Origin of the sequence: Pseudohoeflea suaedae (assembly GCF_004354915.1) — a bacterium.
Lineage (GTDB): Bacteria > Pseudomonadota > Alphaproteobacteria > Rhizobiales > Rhizobiaceae > Pseudohoeflea > Pseudohoeflea suaedae.
The window spans coordinates 324,871-347,612 of record NZ_SMSI01000004.1 but is presented as its reverse complement, the minus strand read 5'-3'; the positions used below and the strand labels follow the sequence as shown (position 1 = coordinate 347,612).

Here is a 22,742-nt window from a genome sequence, read left to right as displayed (position 1 = left end):
GACAAAGGGCAGGGCGCGCATGTCGGAGGAAACACGGATGACGCGGGAGGAGGCCGGTGCAACGGCGGAGACGATTCGGCCGAGCTCCGCCTCCGCCGTCGACGATCTGGTCGCCAAGATCCGTTCCCTGATTTCCGACGAGGGCCTCAAGGTCGGCGACAATCTGCCGACCGAACGCGAACTTTGCGAACGTTTCCAGGCCAGCCGCAACACAGTGCGGGAAGCCATGCGCATCCTCAAGGCCTACGGCATCGTTTCGGTGCGTCCCAAGGTGGGGGCGACGATCATCGACGACCGGATGGAACGCGCGCTCGATCTCTTTGCATTCAACACGTTGGAAGTATCCCGCTCCACCTTCAACGATATCCAGGGGTTCCGCACCCTGTTGGAAGTCGCCTCGGTGGAGGAGCTGTTCGAGCGCATCACGCAGGAGGATATCACCGAGCTGCAGCGGGCCAATGACGAGATGATGAATGCCGGCTCGGCGATGGAGGCCTCGGAGGCCGACTTCCGCTTCCATACCCGGCTCATCCAGGTTCTCGGCAACAAGGCGATCCTCGACGTCTACAAGATCATGAAGCCGGTCATCCTGAAGATCATGGTGCGCGGGAAGACGCGCCGGACCTTCTCGACGACGACATTTTCCGAACATGCGGCAATCATCGAGGCGCTGTCCGCACGCGACCGGATTGCCTACCAATACCGGATGAAATCCCATCTCGAGGCGGGTTTCCCGCATTTCGACGAGTAGGGAAGAGCTTGCGTCGTGGGCGGAGGGCCACGGCGGGGGAGCCGCCTGAGGGAGGCGGATGTCGAAACGACCGCGATCGCGGTCATGGGAGGAAGAAAATGAAACTCAAAATGCTTTTGGCATCAACGGCCGCCAGTCTCGTACTGTCGGCAGGCATGGCCTTCGCCGGACCCGAGACGGTCTCCGGACCGGGCGTCGAACCCGAATGTTTCGCGCCATGGAGCGGCGACACCAAATACATGCAGTGGGAAGCCAAGGACGGACCCTACAAGCTTGCCGTGGTCAACGGCTTTGTCGGCAATGGCTGGCGGATCCAGATGATCAAGACCGCAAAGGCTTTCGCCGAGGATCCGGCGATGAAGGACAAGATCTCCGAGTTCAAGGTTGTGTCGACCGGCACGGACGCCGCCGTGCAGCTCGGCGCCATCGAGGACTTCATCAACCAGGGTTATGACGCCATCGTCACGATCGCGGTCGCGCCCGACGGTTTCGACCGCGTGATCCGGCTGGCCGACAAGAACAATGTGGTACTCGTGCCGTTCGACAACGTGCTCGACACCGACAAGGTCATGCAGGTCAACGAAGACCAGCTCGAAATGGGCCACAAATGGGCGCAGTTCGTGCTCGACCAGCTCCATGAAAAAGGCGTGAAGAGCGGCAAGATACTCGAGGTCCGTGGCCTTCCCGGCAATTCGGTCGACCGCGACCGTTCGATCGGCATCAACAAGGTGTTCGAGGACGATGGCGGCGATTGGGAAATCGTCCAGGTGGTCGGCAACTGGGACGACGGCACCACGCAGAAGGTGGTTGCGGATGCGATAGCCGTGCACGGCCAGTTCGAGGCGGTGGTCGGTCAGGGCGGTTCCAACGGGGTCATCCAGGCGCTGAAGGATGCCGGGCATCCCTGGGTGCCGGTGGCCGGTGAATCCGAGAACGGTTTCCGCAAGGCCATCGCGCAATATTCCGGCGACGGCCTGAAAGGTATCTCGATCGGCCAGTCGCCCGGTCTCGTGGCTGTGGCCATGAAGGCCGCCGTCTCGGCGCTCGAGGGCAACGTCATGCCGCAGCTCATCTCGGTGCCGCTGCCGGTGGCGACTTACGACGAGCTGAAGGACGGCGAGAACTACTGGTCCGACCTTCCCGACAACTTCTTCACGGTCAACGAGTTTCCGCCCTGCGGCGTCAATATCTCGGGTCCGGCGATCATGGCGCAGGATGAAAGTGACGTGAACTGAGCGAACAGGCTCCGGACGCCGCCGGTCTGTCCCGGTGGCGTCCGGCATCATTTTCCGCTGCACCCGTGGCAGCGGGCCGCCTCGCGCGCGTTTGGTTGACGGATCCGGTTCCGGATCTGCGCGCGGGCGGCGCTTGTTCCTGGTGGGGGAAGAATTTTGACAATGTCGAAAACGGGGGAGCCCGTGACAAGCCAGAGCGGCGACGCTCCATATGTGCAACTATCCGGAATCTCGAAATATTTCGCGGGTATCCGGGCGCTGGAAGATGTCAATTTCGCCTGCGAGCTTGGCTCCACTCACGCCATTCTCGGCGAGAACGGCGCCGGCAAGTCGACACTCATCAAGATCATGTCGGGTGTGCTGCAGCCCAGCGCCGGCGAGATGAGGGTCGCGGGAAAGCCGGTCCAGTTCCGCTCGCCTTCCGAAGCCGCAGATGCGGGCATCGTCTGCATCTTTCAGGAACTGTCGCTGCTGCCCGACCTGTCGGTGGCAGACAATATCTCGATTTCCAGTCCGCCGCGCCGTTTCGGTCTCATCGACGGTCGCGCGCAGCGCCGCCGGGCCGAGGAACTGCTCGCGCGCATCCGCTGCGAGGATGTCGATCCGCGCGCGCTCATTCGCGACCTGTCGCTGTCCCGGCGACAGATGGTCGAGATCGCCAAGGCGCTCGGCAAGCAGCCCAAAGTCCTTATTCTCGACGAAGCCACGTCGGCGCTGACCAGCCGTGACGTCGAAACCGTCTACGATCTTCTCGGCCGGCTGAAGGCCGATGGCGTGGCGAGCCTGTTCATTTCCCACCGCATGCACGAAGTGGACAAGCTCTGCGACACGCTTTCGGTGTTTCGCAACGGCAGCCATGTCGAAACATTCAGGAAGGGTGAGCGCAGCCCCTCGGAGATCGTCCGGATGATGATCGGTCGCGACGTGGAAGCGCAATTTCCGCCCAGGCCCGAGCCTGTCGCGCGCTCCGTTCATCTGTCGATCAGGAACCTCACCTGGGAGAACCGCCTCAAGGGCGTGAACCTCGAAGTCGGCAAGGGTGAGATCGTCGGTCTCGGCGGTCTCGACGGTCAGGGGCAGAAGGAGCTGCTTCTGGCGCTCTTCGGTGTCCTGCGCGGTGTCGAGGGGACAGTGAAGGCGGGCGAGGTGGCAGGCATTCCGTCTTCGCCCGATGCCGCCAAGGGCGGCAAGGCGCGCATCGCGCTGGTGCCCGAGGATCGCAAGACCGAAGGGCTGATGCTGCCGATGTCGATTGCCGACAACCTGCTTGCCGCATCCTATGCCAAGGTTTCGAACGGTCCGATGATCGATCCGGCCAAGGAAAAGGCCGCGGTGAGGGAAGGCATTCGGAAGCTGCAGATCAAGATCGGCAGCGCGCAGGATCCGGTCGCAACGCTTTCGGGCGGCAACCAGCAGAAGGTGGTCATTGCCAAGTGGCTGATGACCGATCCGGAAATCATCCTGCTCAACGATCCGACGCGCGGCATCGATGTCGGCACCAAGCAGGAAATCTACAAACTGATGCGCGATCTGGCCGACGAGGGCCGTGCGATCCTGTTCTACTCGACCGACTATGCCGAACTGATCGGCTGCTGCGACAGGATCGCGGTGATGTATGACGGCGCGATCCTCACCGAACTGACGGGCGATGCGATCAGCGAGGAGGCGATCGTTGCCGCCTCTCTCAATATCGACACGGGAGAAGCCGCATGAACATGTGGCGGCAGAACCGCGCCTTCGTGGGAGCGCTCGCCATGCTGGCGGTGCTCTATATCACCTACAACTTCATGCATCCGCGGGGGTTCTCGACGGCCGTCCTCGTCCAGAACGCCAACGAGGTGGTTGCGATCGCGTTTGTCGCCATGGCGCAGACGCTTCCCGTCCTCCTCGGCGGCCTCGACCTGTCGGTCGGCGCCGTGATGACGCTGACGGCCTGCGTCGCCTCGGTCCTCGTCAACGGCTCGCCGGCGGAGATCCTGTTCGGCATGGCAGCAACGCTTGCGGTCGGCGCGGCCTTCGGTTTCATGAACGGCGTCATCATCGTCTATGGACGCTTGCAGCCGATCATCGCGACGCTGGCGACGGGAGCAGTTGCTCTCGGTCTTGCGCTCTTCATCCGGCCAAAGCCTGGCGGTGATGTCGACGGCGACCTCAACTGGGCGCTGACCAACTCGCTATGGGATCTTGTCGATACCTACGGGCTCTTCGATCCCGACGCCGCGTGGTTCCAGCCGATCGCCTGGATACCTGTTCCTTTGATCCTGCTTTTCGGCATTGCGGCGCTCGTCTGGGTCCCGTTCAAGAAATCGGTCACTGGCCGCACGGTCTATGCCATCGGCTCGGCGGAGGGAGCGGCCTATATGTCCGGTCTTCCGATCGACCGGGCGCGGATCGCGGCCTTCACGCTCGGCGGTTTTCTGGCCTCCTGCGGCGGGCTCTACCTCGCCATCCAGACCTCCTCGGGCAATGCCGACGTCATGCAGGCCGGCGCCTACACGCTCAACTCGATCGCGGCCGTCGTTCTCGGCGGCACGTCGCTGCTCGGCGGCGCGGGCGGGGCGATCGGCTCGCTCGTCGGCGCGCTGATCCTGCGTGTGATCTCGTTCTACTTCCGCATCGTCTCGATCGATCCGCTGCTGCAGCCGCTGATCGAGGGACTGGTTCTGCTCGCTGCCGTCAGCCTCGGCGCGATCCGGACCCTGCGGGTGAAAAACCGGCTCGAACTGTTCCGGTAGGAGGCCAGGATGACAAAGCTCTTTTCGCACATCAAACCGGAAAACAGGCCGATCCTGATTGCCTCGGCCTTCATCCTGGTAATCCTCATGGTGGGAACCGCCTTCACGCTCTCCACAGCCGGCACCGCACCCTTGCTGTCGCCCGGCTACGTTCTCCAGCAGCTGCAGATCGGTTCGTTCCTCGGCATCGTGGCCGCCGGCATGATGATGGTGATCCTGCTCGGTCACATCGATCTCTCGGTACCCTGGACGCTGACCGCAGCAGCCATGATGGCGACGGCGGTCGGTGGTGATATGGCGGTGCCGACGGGGCTTGCCGTCGGTCTCATCGTCGGCCTCGTCAACGGTCTCGGGGTGGCCTATCTGCGTATCCCGTCGATGATCTTCACGCTCGGCGTGGATTCGGTGATGCGCGGGCTTATGGTGGCCCATACCGGCGGTTTCGCGCCGCAGGATCAGGCGACCCCCTTCATGCGCTTTCTGGCGGCCGAAAAGGTCCTCGGCATTCCGATGGCGATCTTCGTCTGGGCGCTGGTTTCGGTGATCATCACGATCGTGCTGACACGGACCAGCTTCGGCCGCTCGATCTACGCGACCGGTATCCGCGAAGGTGCGGCCTACCTGTCGGGTATCCGCACCCGGCTGGTGATCATCGGCGCCTTTATGATGTCCGGCGTCTGCGCGGCGATTGCCGGTGTGCTGCTCGCCGGCTATTCGGCGAAAGCCTATCAGGGGATGGGGACGCCCTATCTGCTGCCGGCCATTGCCGCGGTGGTGCTGGGCGGTACCCGCATTCTGGGCGGGCAGGGGCGCTATGTCGGAACGCTGGTCGGCGTGATCCTGATCGTGCTCTTGAACTCGGTGCTTTCGATCATGCAGATGCCGGAAGCGGGACGGCAGGTGATATACGGCTCGGTGATCATCGGCATGCTTCTTGTCTATGGTCGGGGCACCAAGGTGACGGCGTGAGGACACTATGACTTTGCATTACGACATTCGCGACGAGCGCTTCTCCAGGCTCATCCATACCAATGCCCATCTGGAGCGTCTGTGGACGGGAGGGCGCTGGTGCGAGGGGCCGGCCTGGTTCCCCGCCGGCAAGTATCTGATCTGGTCGGACATTCCGAACGACCGGCTGATGCGTTGGGATTCGACTGACGGCAACGTCTCGGTGTTCGAAACCCCGTGCGGCTTTCACAACGGTCATACGACGGATGCCGAGGGGCGGCTGGTTTCCTGCGAACATGGCGGCCGCCGTGTCAGCAGGATCGAGCATGACGGAAGCGTGCGTGTTCTTGCCGACCGGTTCGAGGGCAAGAAACTCAACTCGCCGAACGATCTCGTCGTCAAATCGGACGGCACCGTCTGGTTCACCGACCCGACCTACGGCATCGACAGCGATTATGAAGGCCATGCCGCGCCCTCGGACATCGGTTCGAGCAATGTCTATCGCATCGGTCCGGACGGTCGCGTCAGTCTTGTGATCGAGGATATGGTGCAGCCGAACGGGCTTGCCTTCTCGCCCGATGAAAGCGTTCTCTATGTCGCCGATACCGGTCGAACCCACCAGCCGGACTGCGAACCGAAGATCCGCGCCTATCCGGTTCTGGCCGATGGTTCTGGCGTCGGCGAGGGATCGGATTTCGTGACCTCGGACGCCGGCCTGTTCGACGGTTTCAGGATCGACACGAACGGCAATGTCTGGTCCTCCGCCGGCGACGGGGTTCACTGTTTCTCGCCCGAAGGAGAGCTTCTCGGCAAGATCCTGATCCCGGAAGTGGTCGCAAATCTGTGTTTCATGGGGCCGAAGCGAAACCGGCTGGCGATCTGCGCCACCACCTCGCTCTACGCCCTCTACGTCAATGCCCGCGGCCTGTAGCGCCGCGCAACGAAAACCTGAAATCCGGCCCGTCTTTCCCAAGCGGCGGCGCTCGATAAACTGAAAATGGAGAAGTTAATGACGCAGCGTAAACGCCCCGAAGACCTCAGGTCGAAACTGTGGTTTTCCAATCCGGACGATCCGGAGATGACGGCGCTCTATGTCGAGCGATACGTCAATTACGGGCTGACACGTGAGGAACTGCAGTCCGGCCGCCCCATCATCGGGATCGCGCAGACGGGCTCCGATCTTTCGCCGTGCAACCGGCACCACATGGAACTCGCCAAGCGCATCCGCGACGGCATCATCGCCAAGGGCGGCCTGCCGCTGGAGATCCCGGTCCACCCGATCCAGGAAACCGGCAAGCGCCCGACGGCATCGCTTGACCGCAATCTCGCCTATCTCGGTCTCGTCGAAGCGCTCTACGGCTATCCGATCGACGGTGTGGTGCTGACAATCGGCTGCGACAAGACCACCCCGGCATTGCTCATGGCAGCCGCCACCGTCGACATTCCGGCCATCGCCTTCTCCGTCGGACCCATGCTCAACGGCTATTTCCGCGGCGAACGCACCGGTTCGGGCACCATCGTGTGGAAGGCGCGCGAACTGCACGCCGAAGGCAAGATCGACGACGAGGGTTTTGCAGAACTCGTCACATCCTCCGCGCCTTCGGTCGGCTACTGCAACACGATGGGTACCGCCACGACCATGAACTCGCTGGCCGAATCTCTCGGCATGCAGCTTCCGGGTTCCGCGGCGATCCCCGCGCCCTACCGCGAAAGGGGCCAGATGGCGCACGCCACGGGCATGCGTATCGTCGACATGGTCTGGGAAGACCTCAAACCATCCGACATCATGACCCGAGAAGCCTTCGAGAACGCGATCGTTGCCAATTCCGCCCTCGGCGGTTCGACCAACGCGCCGATCCACCTCAATGCCGTTGCGCGTCATGTCGGCGTCAAGCTCGACAATGACGACTGGCAGGCGCTCGGTCACGACATTCCGCTTCTGACCAACCTGCAGCCCGCCGGGGCCTATCTCGGCGAGGACTTCCACCGGGCTGGCGGCGTGCCGGCCGTGATCGGCGAACTCCTGAAGGCGGGCCTTCTGCCGCATCCGGATGCGATCACCGTCAACGGAAAGCCGATCGGCGAGAACTGCAAGGAGCGGGCCAGCGAGAACGAGGACGTGATCCGTACCGTGGCCGCGCCGATGATGAAGAGCGCCGGATTCATGAACCTCAAGGGCAATCTCTTCGATTCCGCCATCATGAAGACGTCGGTGATCTCCGAGGAATTCCGCAAGCGCTATTTCTCGAACCCTGACGATCCGGAAGCCTTCGAGGGCCGGGCAATCGTCTTCGACGGTCCGGAAATCTTCCACAAGACGATCGACAATCCGGATCTCGACATCGACGAGAACTGCATTCTCGTCATGCGCGGCACAGGCCCGCTCGGCTATCCGGGCGGTGCGGAAGTGGTCAACATGCGTCCGCCGAGCTACCTGCTGAAGAAGGGGATCAGCGCACTGCCGTGCATTGGTGACGGCCGTCAGTCCGGTACGTCCGGCTCACCGTCGATCCTCAACGCTTCGCCGGAAGCAGCCGCAGGCGGAGGCCTTGCCCTGTTGCAGAACGGCGACCGCGTTCGCATCGACCTGAAGAGCGGACGCGTCGATGCACTGGTGGACGAAAGCGAGTGGGCCGCCCGGGCCGAGAAGCTGGCGGGCGAAGGCGGTTATCCGACGCCGGAAAGCCAGTCGCCCTGGCAGAAATATTTCCGCGAACTCGCCGAGCCCTTCTCCGAAGGCATGGTGCTGCGCGGCTCGACCGATTTCCAGAAGATCGCATCGAAGTTCACCCCGCGGAACAACCACTGAGAGCCGACAGGATTGTCATGACTACACTTGCCTACACCAAGAACGGCGGCACCTATGTCGGCCGCGTCTGGCTCGCGGATATCGCGGGACCGTCTGTCGTCACCGTGCGTGACGGTCGTCTCGTCGACATCACCTCGAAAACGGCACCGACGGTACGCGATGTCTTCGAACTGGACGATCCGCTTGCGCATGTGAGACAGGCGGAAGGTCGCGATCTCTGCGCGGTCGAGGATGTCGACAGCGCGGATGGCATCACGCTCATGGCGCCGTCCGACCTGCAGGCCATCAAGGCCTGCGGGGTCACTTTCGCCGAATCCATGGTCGAGCGCGTCATCGAGGAGCGCGCGGCCGGCGATCCGGACAAGGCCAACGAACTGCGCCGGAAGATCGGCGCGGAAATTGGGGCCAGCCTTTCCGAAGTCGTCCCCGGTTCCGAAAAGGCAGCGCTCGCCAAGCAGGCGCTGATCCGCGAGGGCCTGTGGTCGCAATATCTCGAAGTGGGGATCGGCCCTTACGCCGAGGTGTTTTCCAAGTCGCAGCCGATGTCGGCTGTCGGCACGGGTGCGCTCGTCGGCATCCACCCGGAATCCCGCTGGAACAATCCGGAGCCGGAAATCGTCCTCGCGGTCAATTCCAAGGGCGACATTATCGGCGTCACGCTTGGCAACGACGTGAATTTGCGCGATTTCGAAGGGCTCTCGGCACTGCTTCTCGGCAAGGCCAAGGACAACAATGCGTCCTGTTCGATGGGCCCGATGATCCGTCTTTTCGACGAGACCTACGGCATGGACGACGTGCGCAAGGCCGAGCTCGATCTCGCAGTGTCCGGTACCGACGGCTACAAGCTCGAGGGACATTCCAACATGGGCAAGATCAGCCGCGATCCGACCGATCTCGTCAAGCAGACCCATGGCCGGCACCACCAGTACCCCGACGGCTTCATGCTGTTTCTCGGCACGCTCTTCGCGCCGACCCAGGACCGCGATGGCGAGGGCAAGGGCTTTACCCATCATGTGGGCGACGTGGTGACGATCACCAATGCCGAACTCGGAGCGCTGTCCAACACGGTGGAACTGTCCACCAAATGCCCGGAATGGACATTCGGCACGGGCGCGCTGATGCGCAATCTCGCGGGTCGCGGACTGCTCTGATCTTTCGATGGACCGTTAGCTTTGAAGATACCGGCCGGCGGAGCACATGGTCTCCGCCGGCCTTTTTCGTCAGCGCCTCCTGAGGAGATCCTCGATGCGGATCGGGTAGTTCCGCACACGGATTCCTGTCGCGTGCCAGACGGCGTTTGCGATGGCGCCGACGGTGCCGGTGACGCCGATCTCGCCCACGCCCTTGATGCCGAGCGGACTGACGCGGGGATCCTCTTCAGGCACCAGGATCGCCTCCATCCGCGGCACGTCCGCATTGACCGGGACATGGTACTCGGCAAGGTCGGCATTCATGATCCGTCCGGTGCGGCGGTCAGCGACCGCCTCTTCCTGCAGCGCGAAGGAGATGCCCCAGATCATGCCGCCATAATACTGGCTGCGGACCAGTTTGGGGTTGATGATCCGGCCGGCCGCGAAGGCGCCTACGAGACGTGAGACCCTGACCTGCATCAGGTTGGGATCGATCTTCACCTCGGCGAAGACCGCACCGTGCGAATGCATGGCGAAGGCCTCGGCCGAGGCCGGATCGCGGCCCGATTTGCCGGTGCCGACAAGCTCCTTCTGCCCGGCTCGCGCGAGGATGTCCGCGTAGGACTGGCTGCGGGTCTCGTCGTCGCGGCGGTGGAGCCGCCCCTCGGCTGCCACGACCCCGATATTGCCGGCTCCGAAGAGAGGCGAGTCCGGGTCGCCGGTGGCAAGTTCCGTGAGCCGGGCGATCACGTCGCCACCGGCATTCGACAGCGCCTGACCAGCGCTCGCGGTATGGCCGGAACCACCCGCGACACCGCCATCGGGAAGGTCGGACCGGCCCGAGTGGAACTCGACCTTGTCGAGGTCGAGGCCGAGGGATTCGGCGGCGAGCTGAGCCAGCGCGGTCCATGCGCCCTGGCCCATGTCGGCGCCACCGGTCTCGACGAGCGCGGTGCCGTCGGCACGCAGCGTCGCGCGGGCCTCGGCGGGGAACTGCGGGCAGGGGAAGACCGCAGTTCCCATGCCCCAGCCGACCAGAAAGCCGTTCTCGTCGCGCATGGTGCCCGCCTCGAGCGGACGACCGGCCCATCCGAAGGCTGCGGCTCCCTGCTCGTAGCACTCGCGCAGTGCCTTGGAGGAGAAGGGCTTGCCTGTTCCCGGCTGGGTTTCGGCATAGTTGGCAAGCCGGAAGGCCAGGGGATCCATGCCGCAGGCCTCGGCCGCTTCGTCCATGGCGATTTCGAGCGAGGCGGAACCGGAGGCTTCGCCCGGCGCGCGCATCGGCCCCGGTGTGCCGATATCCAGACGCAGGCCCTCGTGCTCGACGCGGATCGCCGGGCTTTCGTAGAGCATGAGCGAGGCGTTGGCGGCGGGCTCGACAAAGTCGTCGAAACTCGAGGTCGCTCCGATCGAGTGGTGATGGAGCGCGGTGAGTTTCCCGTCATCGCCCGTTCCGAGCCGGAGTTTCTGCCATGTCCGGCCACGATGGCCGACGGGGCCATACATCTGCGCCCGGGTGAGGACCAGTTTGACCGGGCGACCGAGCTGACGCGCAGCCAGGATGCCGAGGATCTGCGGACCGTTGAGGATCGCCTTGGAGCCGAACCCGCCGCCGAGGAAAGGCGAGCGGATCAGCACGTTTTCGGCGGGAATGCCAAAATAGGCGGCATAGGAAGCCGCACTCATGCGAAGCGCCTGGTTGGGCATGTCGATGGTGACGGTGTCGCCGTCCCACTCGGCCACGACCGCATGCGGCTCCATGGCGTTGTGATATTGCGGGGGCGTCGAGTAGTCGCCTTCGGTCACCCGCGCTGCGCCCTTGAGGCCCGCATCGAGATCGCCGAAGGAAACGGTGCCCGGCGCGCCGACGCCGACGGATTGCGCCTCATGGCGAAGACCGTTGTCGAGACCGGTGCGGGCGTCCTCCTCCTCATAGCGGGGAGCGAGAAGGCGCACACCTTCGGTGGCGGCTTCCAGTGTCTCGGCGACGACGACGGCGATCGGCTGGTTGACGTAGCGAACGGTGTCGTCCTGCAAAACCTCGACCCGGAACCCGAAGGGCGGCATCTTTTCGTTCGGGTCGTGGTGGAGGGGCATGCGGTTGGCCGGCGTGATCACCTCGACCACCCCGGGGTGTGCCTTGGCGGCCTCGACATCGAGAGAGCGGACCCGGCCGCGGGCGATCGTCGAGGTGGCGATCACCGCGTGAAGCAGTCCCTCGGGGTGATTGTCGGCCGCATAGGTGGCCGCCCCCGTGACCTTGAGCCGGCCGTCGCGGCGGCTGACAGGCTGGCCGGAATTGGAGCCGTGCCGGACATGGCGAGGGAATGTGGTCTGCGTTTCGGGTGACATCCGTTCAGGCGACATTTGTTCAGACATGGGCAACTCCCGAGGTTTTGTCCGGCCGGGCCGCGAAGGGCGAGCCAGGCAGGGCGGGCATCCGCTCCGGCGTCCCCTCGAGGGCGCGGGTCAGGACGCGGGTGACGATCCGGCGGGCGAGTTCGATCTTGAAGGCGTTGGCGCCGGAGGGATGGGCACTGGCGAGCGCGATCTCGCCGGCACGGGCAAAGGCCGGTTGCGAGGGTTCGATGCCGACGAGCGAGGCCTCGGCTTCCGCGGCGCGCCAGGGCTTGGCGGCAACGCCCCCGAGGGCGATGCGGGCCTCGGCAATGCGCCCGTCCTCGATCTGGAGCGCAGCGGCGGCCGAAACCACGGCGAAGGCATAGGAGGTGCGTTCGCGCAGCTTGAGGTAGCGGGCATGACCGGAAAAGGCGGCAGCTCCGGCCGGCAGCTTCACGCCGGTGATCAGTTCGCCGCGCCGCAGCGCCGTCTCCATCTGCGGGGTGTCGCCGGGCAGAAGATGCAGCTCGTCGATCGGGATCGTGCGCTTGCCGTCGGAGCTTTCGACCTCGACTTCGGCGCCGAGTGCGACCAGCGGGACGCAGAAATCCGACGCATGCACGGCAATGCAGTGCTCGGTGAAGCCCAGAACGGCGTGCATCCGGTTCTCGCCGTCGCGGGCATCGCAACCCGAACCCGATTCACGCCGGTTGCAGGCGCTTGCGGGATCCTGGAAATAGGCGCAGCGGGTGCGCTGCATCAGGTTGCCGCCGACGGTGGCGGCGTTGCGCAGTTGCGCCGAGGCTCCCGACAGCAGCGCTTCGGCCACCATCGGAAAGCTTGCTGCGAAGCGGGCGTCGTAGGCGAGGTCGGAGTTGCGCACCAGCGCGCCGATGCGCACCCCGCCATCGGGCAGCCACTCGACGGCATCGAGCCCGGGAAGCCGGGTGATGTCGACGAGGCGTTCGGGAGCGGCAGCCCCGACCTTCATGAGATCGAGCATGTTGGTTCCGCCGGCAAGATAGGCAGATCCGGGTCTGGCGGCTTCGGTGACTGCCTCGGCGAGGGTGGCGGGACGGATATAGTCGAAGGGTTTCATGCGGCGTCCTTTCCGGTATCCGGGTTTCCGGTCTGGGGCTGTGCGTTCTCGGCGGCCTTGCGGCCGGCCTCCAGCACGGCCTCGGTGATGCCCTGATAGGCGCCGCAGCGGCAGATATTGCCGCTCATGAGTTCGCGGACGCGTTCGGGATCGTCGCCGGCCATGCCTTCCTTGATGAGGCCGACGGCGCTCATGATCTGCCCGGGAGTGCAGTAGCCGCACTGGAAGGCGTCGTGCTCGATGAAGGCGGCCTGGACCGGGTGGAGCTCGTCTCCCTCCGCAAGGCCTTCGATGGTGGTGATTTCGGCGCCGTCCATGCTGGCGGCAAGAGCGAGGCAGGAGTTGATGCGTCGACCGTCGACGAGTACGGTGCACGCGCCGCACTGACCGCGGTCGCAGCCTTTCTTGGTTCCGGGAAGATCGAGGCGCTCGCGAAGCAGGTCGAGCAGTGTGACGCGCGGATCGTTAAGCGCGACGTCATGCTGACGACCATTGATGGCGAGGCTGATGGAGAGTGACATGAGGTACTCCATTCAGGATATGTTCGGGACTGGCCGCGCGGGAACGCGGAGATGGGACGCAGGGACGGGGACCGACGCGCACGGTTCGGCATCCGGACGGAACGACACGAGCTGCAGCTTGTGAGGATTCCGCGCGTAGCGATAATATACGGAGGACCCCTCCGTTTATCAAGAGTATGAGTGTATAAAAACAAAATGGCACCGGAAACGAGCAAGGCAAGGCGCAAACCGCGGGCGGATTCACTGAGGAACCGGGAGAAGCTTCTGGCGGCAGCGTCCACTGTCTTCGGCGCGGGCGGCGGGCAGGCGAGTCTCGAGGCCGTGGCGCGTGAGGCGGGCGTGGGGATCGGGACACTCTACCGGCATTTCCCGACACGCGAAGAGCTGTTCGAGGCGGTTTACCGCAATGAGGTCGACATCCTCCATGCGCTCGCCGAGGAACTGCTGCGCGAGCAGGTGGAGCCGGTGACGGCGCTCCAGCGCTGGATCCATGCGAGCGTCCGACTTTTCGCGACCAAGAAAGGCATGATCGAGGCGCTGCAGCTGGCCACACAGGCATCGGACGAACTGAAAACCTATTCGATGGACAAGATGACGGGGTCGATCGGCATGCTGATCGATCGCGGGGTCGGCGACGGCACGCTCCGGGACGACATCGGGCCGGAAGACGTCTTCCGCGCGCTCGTCGGCATCTATTATTCGCAGAACCAGAGCGGCGGGCCGACGGCGGCCCTGCGGCTCATCGACGTCTTCGTCGACGGATTGCGCAAGCGCTGAACGAAGCGATTGCTCGGCAATGAAAAAGCGCGGGGTCTTGCGATCCCGCGCTTTCGTCTTTCGGGTTGCGGCGGTGCTTAGCCGAGCACTTCCCTGACCGCATCGACGGTGGCCGAAACGATGGTGTCGGCTTCCTCGCGGGTCAGGCAGAATGGCGGCGCGTAGCCGATGATGTCGCCCTGCGGCATGGCGCGGGCAATCACGCCCCGCTTGAGCATGGCGGCGGAGACGGACGGTCCGACCTTCTTCGACGGATCGAAGAAGGTGCGGCTGTCGCGGTCCTCGACGAATTCGACGGCGCACAGCATGCCTTCGCCGCGGATCTGGCCGATATTGGCGTGATCGCCCAGCGCATCGGACATGGCCTTGTTGAGATAGGCTCCGGTCTCGCCGGCATTCGAAACAAGGTTCAGCTTGTCGAGAAGCTGGAGGTTGGCAACGCCGGCTGCCGCGCCGATCGGGTGCGCCGAATAGGTCCAGCCGTGTCCGATCGGGCCGTTCTCGTCGGTACCCTGCTCTAGCACCTTCCAGACCTTGTCCGAGATGATCGAGCCGGACAGCGGGGCATAGGCCGAAGTCAGCCCCTTGGCGATGGTGATGATGTCGGGCTCGATGCCGTAATGGGCGGAGCCGAACATGGTGCCGAGACGGCCGAAGCCGGTTACCACTTCGTCGGCGATCAGCAGGATGTCGTGCTTTTTCAGGACGTCCTGGATGGCTTCCCAGTAGCCTGCGGGCGGCGGCACGATGCCACCGGTGCCGAGGACCGGCTCGCCGATGAAGGCTGCGATGGTGTCGGCACCTTCGCGCTCGATCAGGGCTTCGAGTTCACGGGCGCAATGAACGACGAAATCGTCTTCCGACAGGGTGAGATCGTCGCGGCGGTAATAATAGGGTGCCTCCGTATGGATGACGTTGGTGAGCGGCAGGTCGAACTTCTTGTGGAACAGTGCGAGGCCGGTCAGCGAGCCGGTCATCAGGCCGGATCCATGATAGCCGCGCCAGCGCGAGATGATCTTCTTCTTCTCGGGACGGCCGAGAATGTTGTTGTAGTACCAGACGAGTTTGACGTTGGTCTCGTTGGCATCCGAACCCGAAAGGCCGAAATAGACGCGGCTCATGTTGGCGGGCGCGCGGTCGATGATCATCTTGGCGAGGGTGACCGAGGCTTCCGTGCCGTGGCCGACATAGGAGTGATAATAAGCGAGCTCCCTTGCCTGCTCGGCAATGGCGTCGGCCACTTCCTGACGGCCATAGCCGATGTTGACGCAATAGAGGCCGGCAAAGGCGTCGAGCAGCTTGTTGCCTTCGCGGTCGGAGATGTGGGCGCCTTGGCCGCCGGTGACGATCCGGTTCTTCAGCTCACCACGGGCGAACTGACCCAGATGGGTCGAGGGATGGAAGAAGTGGTCGTGATCCCACTGGTCGAGCTGGTCGTTGCGTAGCATCGGCTTTCCTTTCGATTATCGTTCGTGCGTCGTCTTGCGAGGCTCTGCCGCGGGCTCAGGCCCAGTCGCGGCAGACATATTTGACTTCGGTGAAGGCTTCCATGCCGAGACGCGACCCTTCGCGTTCGACGCCGGACTGTTTCATGCCGCCGAAGGGTATCGGTGCGCCGGTGACCTTGGTGCGGTTGACGGCGACCATGCCGAATTGCAGCGCCCGGCTGGCGCGGTAGATGCGGCGTGGGTCCTGGGTGTGGAGATAGGCCACGAGGCCATATTCGGTGTCGTTGGCGCGGGCGAGCGCTTCCTCTTCCGTGTCGAAGGGGGCGATCGCAGCGACGGGGCCGAATGTTTCCTCGTGCATGATGAGGGCGTCGGCGGACACATCGGCAAGAACGGTCGGCTCGAAGAAGAGATCGCCGGCCTCATGGCCCTTGCCGCCGGTCAGAACGTGCGCCCCCTTCTTGACTGCGTCTTCGACATGCTGTCGCTGCTTGGCGACCGCTTTCTCGTTCATCAGCGGCCCGATATCGGGATCGTCCATGCCGATGCCGACGGACAGCATGGCCGTGCGGGCGGCGAATTTTTCGCAGAACGCCTGGTAGACCGAGCGTTCCACGAAGAAGCGGTTGGCGCCCAGGCAGTCCTGCCCGGAGGTCGCGAACTTGGCCTTGATCGCCTCGTCGACGGCCTGATCCATATCGGCATCGGCAAAGAGGATGAAGGGCGCATGACCGCCCAGTTCGAGCACCAGCCGCTTTACCGTATCGGCGGAACGGCGGAAGAGGTGTTTTCCGATTTCCGTGGAGCCGGTGAAGGACAGGGCCCGGACGCGGGCATCGTTGAGCCACGGTTCGACGATCGTGGCGGCGTCGCCGGTCACCACATTGAAGACACCGGCGGGAAGCCCTGCGCGTTCGGCGAGCTCTGCCAGTGCGAGCGCCGAGAACGGGGTTTCCGCCGAGGGATGAACCAGCACCGTGCAGCCGGCGGCAAGGGCTGCCGCGGCCTTGCGGGTGATCATGGCGGAAGGGAAGTTCCAGGGGGTAATGAGAGCTGCAACGCCGAGCGGCTCGCGCCAGACCTCCACCTCCGCGTCGGGCAGGTGGGAGGTGACGCTCTCGATATTGGGGCGCTTGGCCTCCTCCGCGTAGAACTCGATGAAGGCTGCCGCATAGTCGATCTCGCCACGGGCTTCCGAGATCGGCTTGCCCTGTTCGAGAACCATGATGCGGGCGAGATCCTCACGGTGTTCGCCCATGAGGTCGAACCAGCGGCGCAGGATTTTCGAGCGTACCTGCGGCAGCAGGGCCGCCCATCCGGCGAAGGCGGTCTGTGCGGCTTCGACTGCGGCCGCGCTCTCGTCGCTGCTCAAGGCGGCGATCTCGCCGAATTCGGAGCCGTCAGCCGGGTTCGTCACGCGCAACGCCGCGCCGTCGGTCGCAGCCGTCCACTTTCCGTCAATGTAGGAGAAGCTGCGCAGGAGCTTGGGATCGTCGAGGCGCGACATGTCCGGACGGTCGATATCGATGCGGTGCGCTTTTGCCATGTCTCTCTCCCGTTTCGTCTGTGAGGGATCGCCCTTCAGGCGGGCAATCCGATGCGTCGAGACTAACCGGGGACTGGCAGTCGGATCCTCTTATCGACAGCGCTCTGGCAGAGGATTCCTCTTCTTGCCGGGGTGAAAGGGAGAGAAAGTCACCGCCTGCCGCTCGCCGGCAGCAGGCTCTCGAAGGGAATGCTGCCGGATTTGACGGGCTTGGTGACGATATAGGTGAAATAACGCGCAAAGCCCGCGCCCTCGCCGAGCAGCTGGTCGATCATGCGCTGGTAGGTGTCGATGTCCCTGCAGACGATATGAAGCAGATAATCGTAGCCGCCTCCCAGTGCCCAGCAATTGACGATCTCGTCGTAGCGCTCTACCGCACGCTCGAAACCCTGCATGGTTTCGACCCGGTGATTCTCGAGTTCGGCCATCACGAAGACCTCAACATGGGCAGCAATCTTCTTCAGGCTGATTTCCGCACGGTAGGCGGAAATGATGCCCGCCTTTTCAAGCCGCTGCAGCCGTTCCCAGCAAGGTGTGGCCGAGAGGGAGACGCGCCTGGCCAGCTCCGTCTTGGAGATGCGTCCCTCGCGGTCGAGTACGGACAAAATCTTGATATCGCGGTCGTCGAGCTTGATCATTACGGGTTTCCAAAGAGCGGGCAGGGGCTTGTCAATTGTCCCTTTTTCGGGTCACACTAAACCATGACAATATGGCCTCCACAACCCGGGACGCTTCGTCGTCCCGCCTATCGTTCGCTGGCCGATGCGGTCATGCAGGCGATCGAAAGCGGTCAGTTGAAGCACGGCGACCGTCTCCCCACTCATCGCAATCTCGCCTATGATCTCGGGTTGAGCGTGCAGACGGTGGGGCGCGCCTATGACGAGTTGATCAGGCGTGGCGTCATCTCCGGCGAAGTGGGCCGGGGCACCTTTGTGCGGGCGATACGCAACGAGACCCGGACACCCTATCTGCCGCGCAATCCGGACGGTCCGACGATCGATCTGTCGCTGCTCAAGCCGGTGCTCGAGCCTATGCATGCGGAACTGATGAAGCAGGCGCTGAGGGATCTCGCCGAGACACTTCCGACGTCGGTCTACGCCTCTTTCAGGCCCGTAACCGCGCTCGGAAAATACCGCGAGAGCTCGCTCAAGTGGCTGAAGAATTGCGGCATCGACCTGCAATCGCAAGGGCTGATGATCACCAACGGGTCGAGCCCCTCGATGACGCTGGCGATCCTGACCGCGGCCAATGGCGGCGACCTGATCGCAGCGGAGGCGCTGACGCATCATACGCTCAAGCCTCTTGCCGGCTATCTGGGCTATCGTCTTCGCGGGGTGCCGTCGGACGACCATGGCATGATACCCGAGGCGCTCGAGCGGCTGAGCCTGCGCGAGACCGTTCGCGCTGTCTATCTCATGCCCGCAGGCCTTGGCCCGCAGGCTCGCATCATGCCTGAAGAGCGGCGTCGCGCGCTCGTGGAGGTCGCGCGTCAGCGCGACATGATCATCATCGAGAACGACGCCTGGGGCCCCATCCAGGCCAATCGGCCGGCACCCATCGCCAACATGGCGCCGGAGCGCTCCTTCTATTTCACGGGGCTGACAAAATGCGTCATGCCGGGCCTCCGGCTGGGTTTTCTCGTCATGCCGGAGGTGCTGGAAGCGGCTACTGCGAACAGGCATCTCGTTACCAACTGGATGGCAACGCCGATGCTGGCGGAAATCGCCGCGCGCTGGATAGAGGACGGAACGGCCGAGAAGCTTGCACGCTACCAGAGCGAAGCCTTCGCAGAACGCAACCGGCTGGCCGAGATCATTCTGGCGGGCGTTCCCTTCAGATCCTCGCCGAACGGCATGCATATCTGGTTGCCGATGCCTGCCGGCTGGAGCGAGGATGATTTCGTCTCCCATGCCCGCCAGCAGGGTGTGGCGGTGGCGCCGGGAGGCGCGTTCGCGATTGCCGAGGATCATCCCGAGCCGGCGGTGCGCGTGTGCCTCGGCGGGCAGTCGATCGAGATGCTGGAAAGTGGCCTGAGGGTCATCGCCCGGCTCGTCCGAAGCCGCTTCGAGCCGGCGCTTCTGACCAATTAGGGTTGCCGCGGGCGACCAGTCCCCTAGTTCGAAGAACAGGCAAAGTCCGCCGGCGCGGCTGGCTTTGTCCGTCAGCGGGGTTGAACTCAGATTGTAATGATTTAATATAATCGTTGACTCGAAATTGTCATTGTTTCACCGTTGTGAAATCAGAACAATAATAAACATAGAGCGGGAACACCGGCCACGATCAATTCGGATCGTAGACGCCGGAGACAGCGCAGACCGAAATCGAGGCAACATTCCTGCCCGGCATCGCCGTGGCAGGCCCTTACTCCATTGCGGTCGCGCACAAACACAAGAGGAGTAACCATTTATGCGCATCAACAAGCGAACCCTTTTCAGTTCCGTCGCTGCGGCCGTGATCACCATCGCAGGTATCGGAACCGCCCATGCAGCTACCTGGAAGTATGCCTTCGAGGAAGCCATGGACGAGGTGCAGGGCAAGTACGCCCAGAAGTTCAAGGAAGTGATCGAGGCCAATTCCGATCACGAGATCCAGCTCTTCCCGTTCGGTACGCTCGGTGAATCCGCCGACATCATGGAACAGGCCCAGGCCGGCATTCTCCAGTTCGTCGATCAGTCGCCCGGCTTCACCGGTTCGCTGATCCCGGAAGCCCAGGTCTTCTTCGTGCCGTACCTGCTGCCGACCGACCAGGACCAGCTCGCGCGTTTCTACAAGGATTCCAAGGCCGTCAACGAGATGTTCCCCGAGCTCTATGCCCAGCAGGGTCTCGAGCTCCTCACGATGTTCCCTGAAGGCGAAGTCGCCATGACCACCAAGGAGCCGGTGGAATCCTGCGCCGACCTCGAGGGCGTGAAGTTCCGCGTGATGACCAACCCGCTCCTGGTCGAGAGCTACAAGGCTTTCGGCGCCACGCCGACGCCGCTGCCGTGGGGTGAAGTCTACGGTTCGTTGCAGACCAACATCATTCAGGGACAGGAAAACCCGACCTTCTTCCTGTATTCGACGAAGCTCTATGAGGTGACCGACTACATCACCTATGCCGGCCACAACAACTTCACCACTGCGGTGATGGCCAACAAGGACTTCTTCGACGGACTGGGCGAAGACGACCAGAAGCTCATCGAGAAGGCCTCGACGGAAGCCTACGACTACATCGTCGACTACCAGAAGGGCCTGGCCGATTCCGAGCTGAAGAAGATCACGGATGCCAAGCCCGAGATGAAGGTCACGGTGCTCGATGAAGAGCAGCGCAAGTGCTTCAAGGAAGCCGCCAAGGACGTCGAGAAGACCTTCATCGAGATGACCGGCGATTCCGGTCAGAAGATCCTCGACCAGATGAAGGCCGATCTGAAGGCCGCCGAAGAAGGCTGAGCCCCGATCCGTCCGGACTAATCATCAGAAACAGGACCGGGCGGGTTTCGGCCCGCCCGGTCTCCTCCAGTATCGGGGACATGTGCCATGACCGACAGCGGTGACGATAGTATCGACCGGCATGAAACCAGCCTGCCCGGCGTTCTGGGCGTGATCGACACGACCATCAGCCGGATCGAATCCTTCTTTCTCGCCAGCGGCGTCCTGCTGATGGCGCTGAATACGGTCTCCAACGTGGTGGGCCGTTTCGTATTCCAGCAAAGCCTCTTCTTCTCCGAAGAGCTCAACCGCATCCTCATCATTCTCATCACATTCGCGGGCATTTCCTATGCAGCGCGGCACGGACGCCACATCCGCATGTCGGCGATCTACGATGCCCTGCCCAGCAATGTCCGCAAGTCGCTGATGGTCGGCATCGCGCTGGTGACCGCGGTCTTCATGTTCGGGCTGTGTTATTACGCAACCACCTACATCCTGACGCAGGCCTCGCGCGGCCGCGTTCTTCCCGCCCTTCAGATTCCCGTCTGGATCACCCTGATCTGGGTGCCGATCGGCTTCTTCATGACCGGCGCGCAATACGTGCTGACGGCCATCAAGAACATGACGTCACGGGACATCTATCTCTCGACGAGCGTGCTCGAGGGATACGAAGAAGACGAACTCGAGATCTGAGGACGCAATCATGGCAGCTACAATTTTCATCGCGATGATCGTCCTCCTGCTCCTCGGCTTTCCGATGATGATCCCGCTGATCGTCGGCGCCTTCATCGGCTTCTTCACGATGTTCGGCGGCATGGGGCAGATGGAAACCATGGTCCAGCAGATGATGGCGGGCATCCGTCCTGCCTCGCTGATCGCGGTCCCCATGTTCATCTTCGCCGCCGACATCATGACGCGCGGGCAGTCCGCCGGACGTCTGATCGATCTGGTGATGGCTTTCGTGGGCCACATCCGTGGCGGTCTGGCCGTCTCAACGGCTGCGGCATGCACGCTTTTCGGCGCGGTATCCGGTTCCACCCAGGCAACGGTCGTCGCCGTCGGCTCGCCCTTGCGTCCGCGCATGCTGAAGGCCGGCTACAAGGACAGCTTTATCCTGGCGCTGATCGTCAACGCCTCGGACATCGCCTTCCTGATCCCGCCGTCGATCGGCATGATCATCTATGGCGTGGTCTCCAATACGTCGATTGCAGAGCTCTTCATTGCCGGCATCGGTCCGGGACTGCTCATCCTCGTCCTGTTCTCTATCTACAGCTACATCTACGCGGTGCGTAACAACGTGCCGACCGAGGAGCGCGCGACGTGGTCAGAGCGCGGCAAGGCCCTGCTTGCGGCTCTCTGGCCGATGGGCTTTCCGGTCATCATCATCGGCGGCATCTATGGCGGCGTGTTCAGCCCCACCGAGGCCGCTGCGGCCTGCGTGCTCTATGCCCTGCTATTGGAAGTAATCGTCTTCCGGTCGATCACGGTCGCCGAGGTCTACCAGACTGCCAAGTCGACCGGCCTGATCACGGCGGTGGTGTTCATCCTGGTGGCCGCCGGCGCGGCCTTCTCCTGGGTGATCTCGTTCGCGCAGGTGCCTCAGGCCATCCTCGGTGCCATCGGCATCACCGAGATGGGCCCCATCGGCGTTCTGTTCGTCATTTCGATCGCGTTCTTCATCGGCTGCATGTTCGTCGATCCGATCGTGGTCATCCTCGTTCTGGTACCGATCTTCGCACCGGTGGTCGATGCGGTCGGTCTCGATCCGGTGCTCGTGGGCACCATCATCACGCTGCAGGTGGCGATCGGTTCCGCCACGCCGCCGTTCGGCTGCGACATCTTCACGGCGATAGCGGTCTTCAAGCGACCCTATATCGAGGTGATCCGCGGGACGCCGCCCTTCATCTTGATCCTTCTGGGTGTTGCGGTGGCCCTGATCTTCTTCCCGCAGATCGCACTCTTCGCCCGCGACCTGGCGTTCAGATAACAACCGGG

The 22,742-nt window shown here is 63.3% G+C and carries 19 protein-coding genes; 13 read left to right on the top strand and 6 right to left on the bottom strand.

Going from position 1 to position 22,742, the window contains the following annotated elements:
* The first annotated feature begins 37 nt into the window (after positions 1 to 37).
* The 8 genes from E2A64_RS17615 (at position 38) to E2A64_RS17580 (ending at position 9,629) form a co-directional block, all read left to right on the top strand.
* Positions 38 to 751 carry a FadR/GntR family transcriptional regulator gene (locus E2A64_RS17615; protein WP_158285797.1) on the top strand — a complete coding sequence of 238 codons (714 nt, stop codon included), beginning with the start codon at positions 38 to 40 and terminating at the stop codon, positions 749 to 751.
* Between the two features lie 98 nt (positions 752 to 849).
* A complete protein-coding gene (locus E2A64_RS17610; RefSeq protein ID WP_133285821.1) occupies positions 850 to 1,986 on the top strand; it encodes a sugar ABC transporter substrate-binding protein in 1,137 nt (378 codons plus the stop codon).
* A gap of 162 nt (positions 1,987 to 2,148) precedes the next feature.
* Positions 2,149 to 3,699: a sugar ABC transporter ATP-binding protein gene (locus tag E2A64_RS17605; protein WP_133285820.1), complete on the top strand. Its 1,551-nt coding sequence runs from the start codon at positions 2,149 to 2,151 to the stop codon at positions 3,697 to 3,699.
* Positions 3,696 to 4,721 (top strand): ABC transporter permease, encoded by a 1,026-nt coding sequence (locus tag E2A64_RS17600; protein ID WP_133285819.1) that lies wholly within the window; start codon positions 3,696 to 3,698, stop codon positions 4,719 to 4,721. The genes E2A64_RS17605 and E2A64_RS17600 overlap by 4 nt, the downstream gene beginning before the upstream one ends.
* A 9-nt stretch (positions 4,722 to 4,730) precedes the next feature.
* Positions 4,731 to 5,690 carry an ABC transporter permease gene (locus tag E2A64_RS17595; RefSeq protein ID WP_133285818.1) on the top strand — a complete coding sequence of 320 codons (960 nt, stop codon included), beginning with the start codon at positions 4,731 to 4,733 and terminating at the stop codon, positions 5,688 to 5,690.
* A gap of 7 nt (positions 5,691 to 5,697) precedes the next feature.
* Positions 5,698 to 6,600, top strand: a complete 903-nt coding sequence (locus E2A64_RS17590) for an SMP-30/gluconolactonase/LRE family protein (protein ID WP_133285817.1) — start codon at positions 5,698 to 5,700, stop codon at positions 6,598 to 6,600.
* Between the two features lie 78 nt (positions 6,601 to 6,678).
* Positions 6,679 to 8,478 carry an IlvD/Edd family dehydratase gene (locus tag E2A64_RS17585; RefSeq protein ID WP_133285816.1) on the top strand — a complete coding sequence of 600 codons (1,800 nt, stop codon included), beginning with the start codon at positions 6,679 to 6,681 and terminating at the stop codon, positions 8,476 to 8,478.
* 17 nt (positions 8,479 to 8,495) lie between these two features.
* Positions 8,496 to 9,629 (top strand): fumarylacetoacetate hydrolase family protein, encoded by a 1,134-nt coding sequence (locus E2A64_RS17580; protein WP_133285815.1) that lies wholly within the window; start codon positions 8,496 to 8,498, stop codon positions 9,627 to 9,629.
* Positions 9,630 to 9,698: 69 nt separating this feature from the next.
* Here the strand turns inward: E2A64_RS17580 and E2A64_RS17575 are convergent, their stop codons facing one another.
* From E2A64_RS17575 to E2A64_RS17565, 3 genes are read right to left on the bottom strand one after another with little or no spacing between them, the layout of a single operon-like run.
* Complete coding sequence (locus tag E2A64_RS17575; RefSeq protein ID WP_428977503.1) at positions 9,699 to 11,987, bottom strand: xanthine dehydrogenase family protein molybdopterin-binding subunit; 2,289 nt, start codon at positions 11,985 to 11,987, stop codon at positions 9,699 to 9,701.
* Positions 11,980 to 13,047: an FAD binding domain-containing protein gene (locus tag E2A64_RS17570; RefSeq protein ID WP_133285814.1), complete on the bottom strand. Its 1,068-nt coding sequence runs from the start codon at positions 13,045 to 13,047 to the stop codon at positions 11,980 to 11,982. The genes E2A64_RS17575 and E2A64_RS17570 overlap by 8 nt, the downstream gene beginning before the upstream one ends.
* On the bottom strand, positions 13,044 to 13,568 hold the full coding sequence (locus E2A64_RS17565; RefSeq protein WP_133285813.1) for a (2Fe-2S)-binding protein: 525 nt from the start codon (positions 13,566 to 13,568) through the stop codon (positions 13,044 to 13,046). Before E2A64_RS17565 ends, E2A64_RS17570 begins: the two co-directional genes overlap by 4 nt.
* A gap of 180 nt (positions 13,569 to 13,748) precedes the next feature.
* On the opposite strand from E2A64_RS17565, the gene E2A64_RS17560 reads away from it, so the two are divergent.
* On the top strand, positions 13,749 to 14,345 hold the full coding sequence (locus tag E2A64_RS17560) for a TetR/AcrR family transcriptional regulator (protein ID WP_244598357.1): 597 nt from the start codon (positions 13,749 to 13,751) through the stop codon (positions 14,343 to 14,345).
* Positions 14,346 to 14,422: 77 nt separating this feature from the next.
* Here E2A64_RS17560 and E2A64_RS17555 read toward each other — a convergent pair whose 3' ends face one another.
* The 3 genes from E2A64_RS17555 to E2A64_RS17545 form a co-directional block, all read right to left on the bottom strand.
* On the bottom strand, positions 14,423 to 15,793 hold the full coding sequence (locus tag E2A64_RS17555) for an aspartate aminotransferase family protein (protein WP_133285812.1): 1,371 nt from the start codon (positions 15,791 to 15,793) through the stop codon (positions 14,423 to 14,425).
* A 55-nt stretch (positions 15,794 to 15,848) separates the two neighbouring features.
* On the bottom strand, positions 15,849 to 17,339 hold the full coding sequence (locus E2A64_RS17550; protein WP_206662470.1) for an NAD-dependent succinate-semialdehyde dehydrogenase: 1,491 nt from the start codon (positions 17,337 to 17,339) through the stop codon (positions 15,849 to 15,851).
* A gap of 149 nt (positions 17,340 to 17,488) precedes the next feature.
* A complete protein-coding gene (locus E2A64_RS17545) occupies positions 17,489 to 17,977 on the bottom strand; it encodes an Lrp/AsnC family transcriptional regulator (RefSeq protein WP_174235815.1) in 489 nt (162 codons plus the stop codon).
* A 63-nt stretch (positions 17,978 to 18,040) separates the two neighbouring features.
* On the opposite strand from E2A64_RS17545, the gene ehuR reads away from it, so the two are divergent.
* From ehuR to E2A64_RS17525, 4 genes are all read left to right on the top strand, one after another.
* Positions 18,041 to 19,429: a MocR-like ectoine utilization transcription factor EhuR gene (gene ehuR, locus E2A64_RS17540; protein ID WP_133285811.1), complete on the top strand. Its 1,389-nt coding sequence runs from the start codon at positions 18,041 to 18,043 to the stop codon at positions 19,427 to 19,429.
* Positions 19,430 to 19,745: 316 nt separating this feature from the next.
* Positions 19,746 to 20,768, top strand: coding sequence for a TRAP transporter substrate-binding protein (locus E2A64_RS17535; protein ID WP_133285810.1), 1,023 nt, complete (start codon positions 19,746 to 19,748; stop codon positions 20,766 to 20,768).
* A gap of 87 nt (positions 20,769 to 20,855) precedes the next feature.
* A complete protein-coding gene (locus E2A64_RS17530) occupies positions 20,856 to 21,440 on the top strand; it encodes a TRAP transporter small permease (RefSeq protein WP_133285809.1) in 585 nt (194 codons plus the stop codon).
* 10 nt (positions 21,441 to 21,450) lie between these two features.
* Positions 21,451 to 22,734 (top strand): TRAP transporter large permease, encoded by a 1,284-nt coding sequence (locus tag E2A64_RS17525; protein WP_133285808.1) that lies wholly within the window; start codon positions 21,451 to 21,453, stop codon positions 22,732 to 22,734.
* Positions 22,735 to 22,742 lie beyond the last annotated feature (8 nt).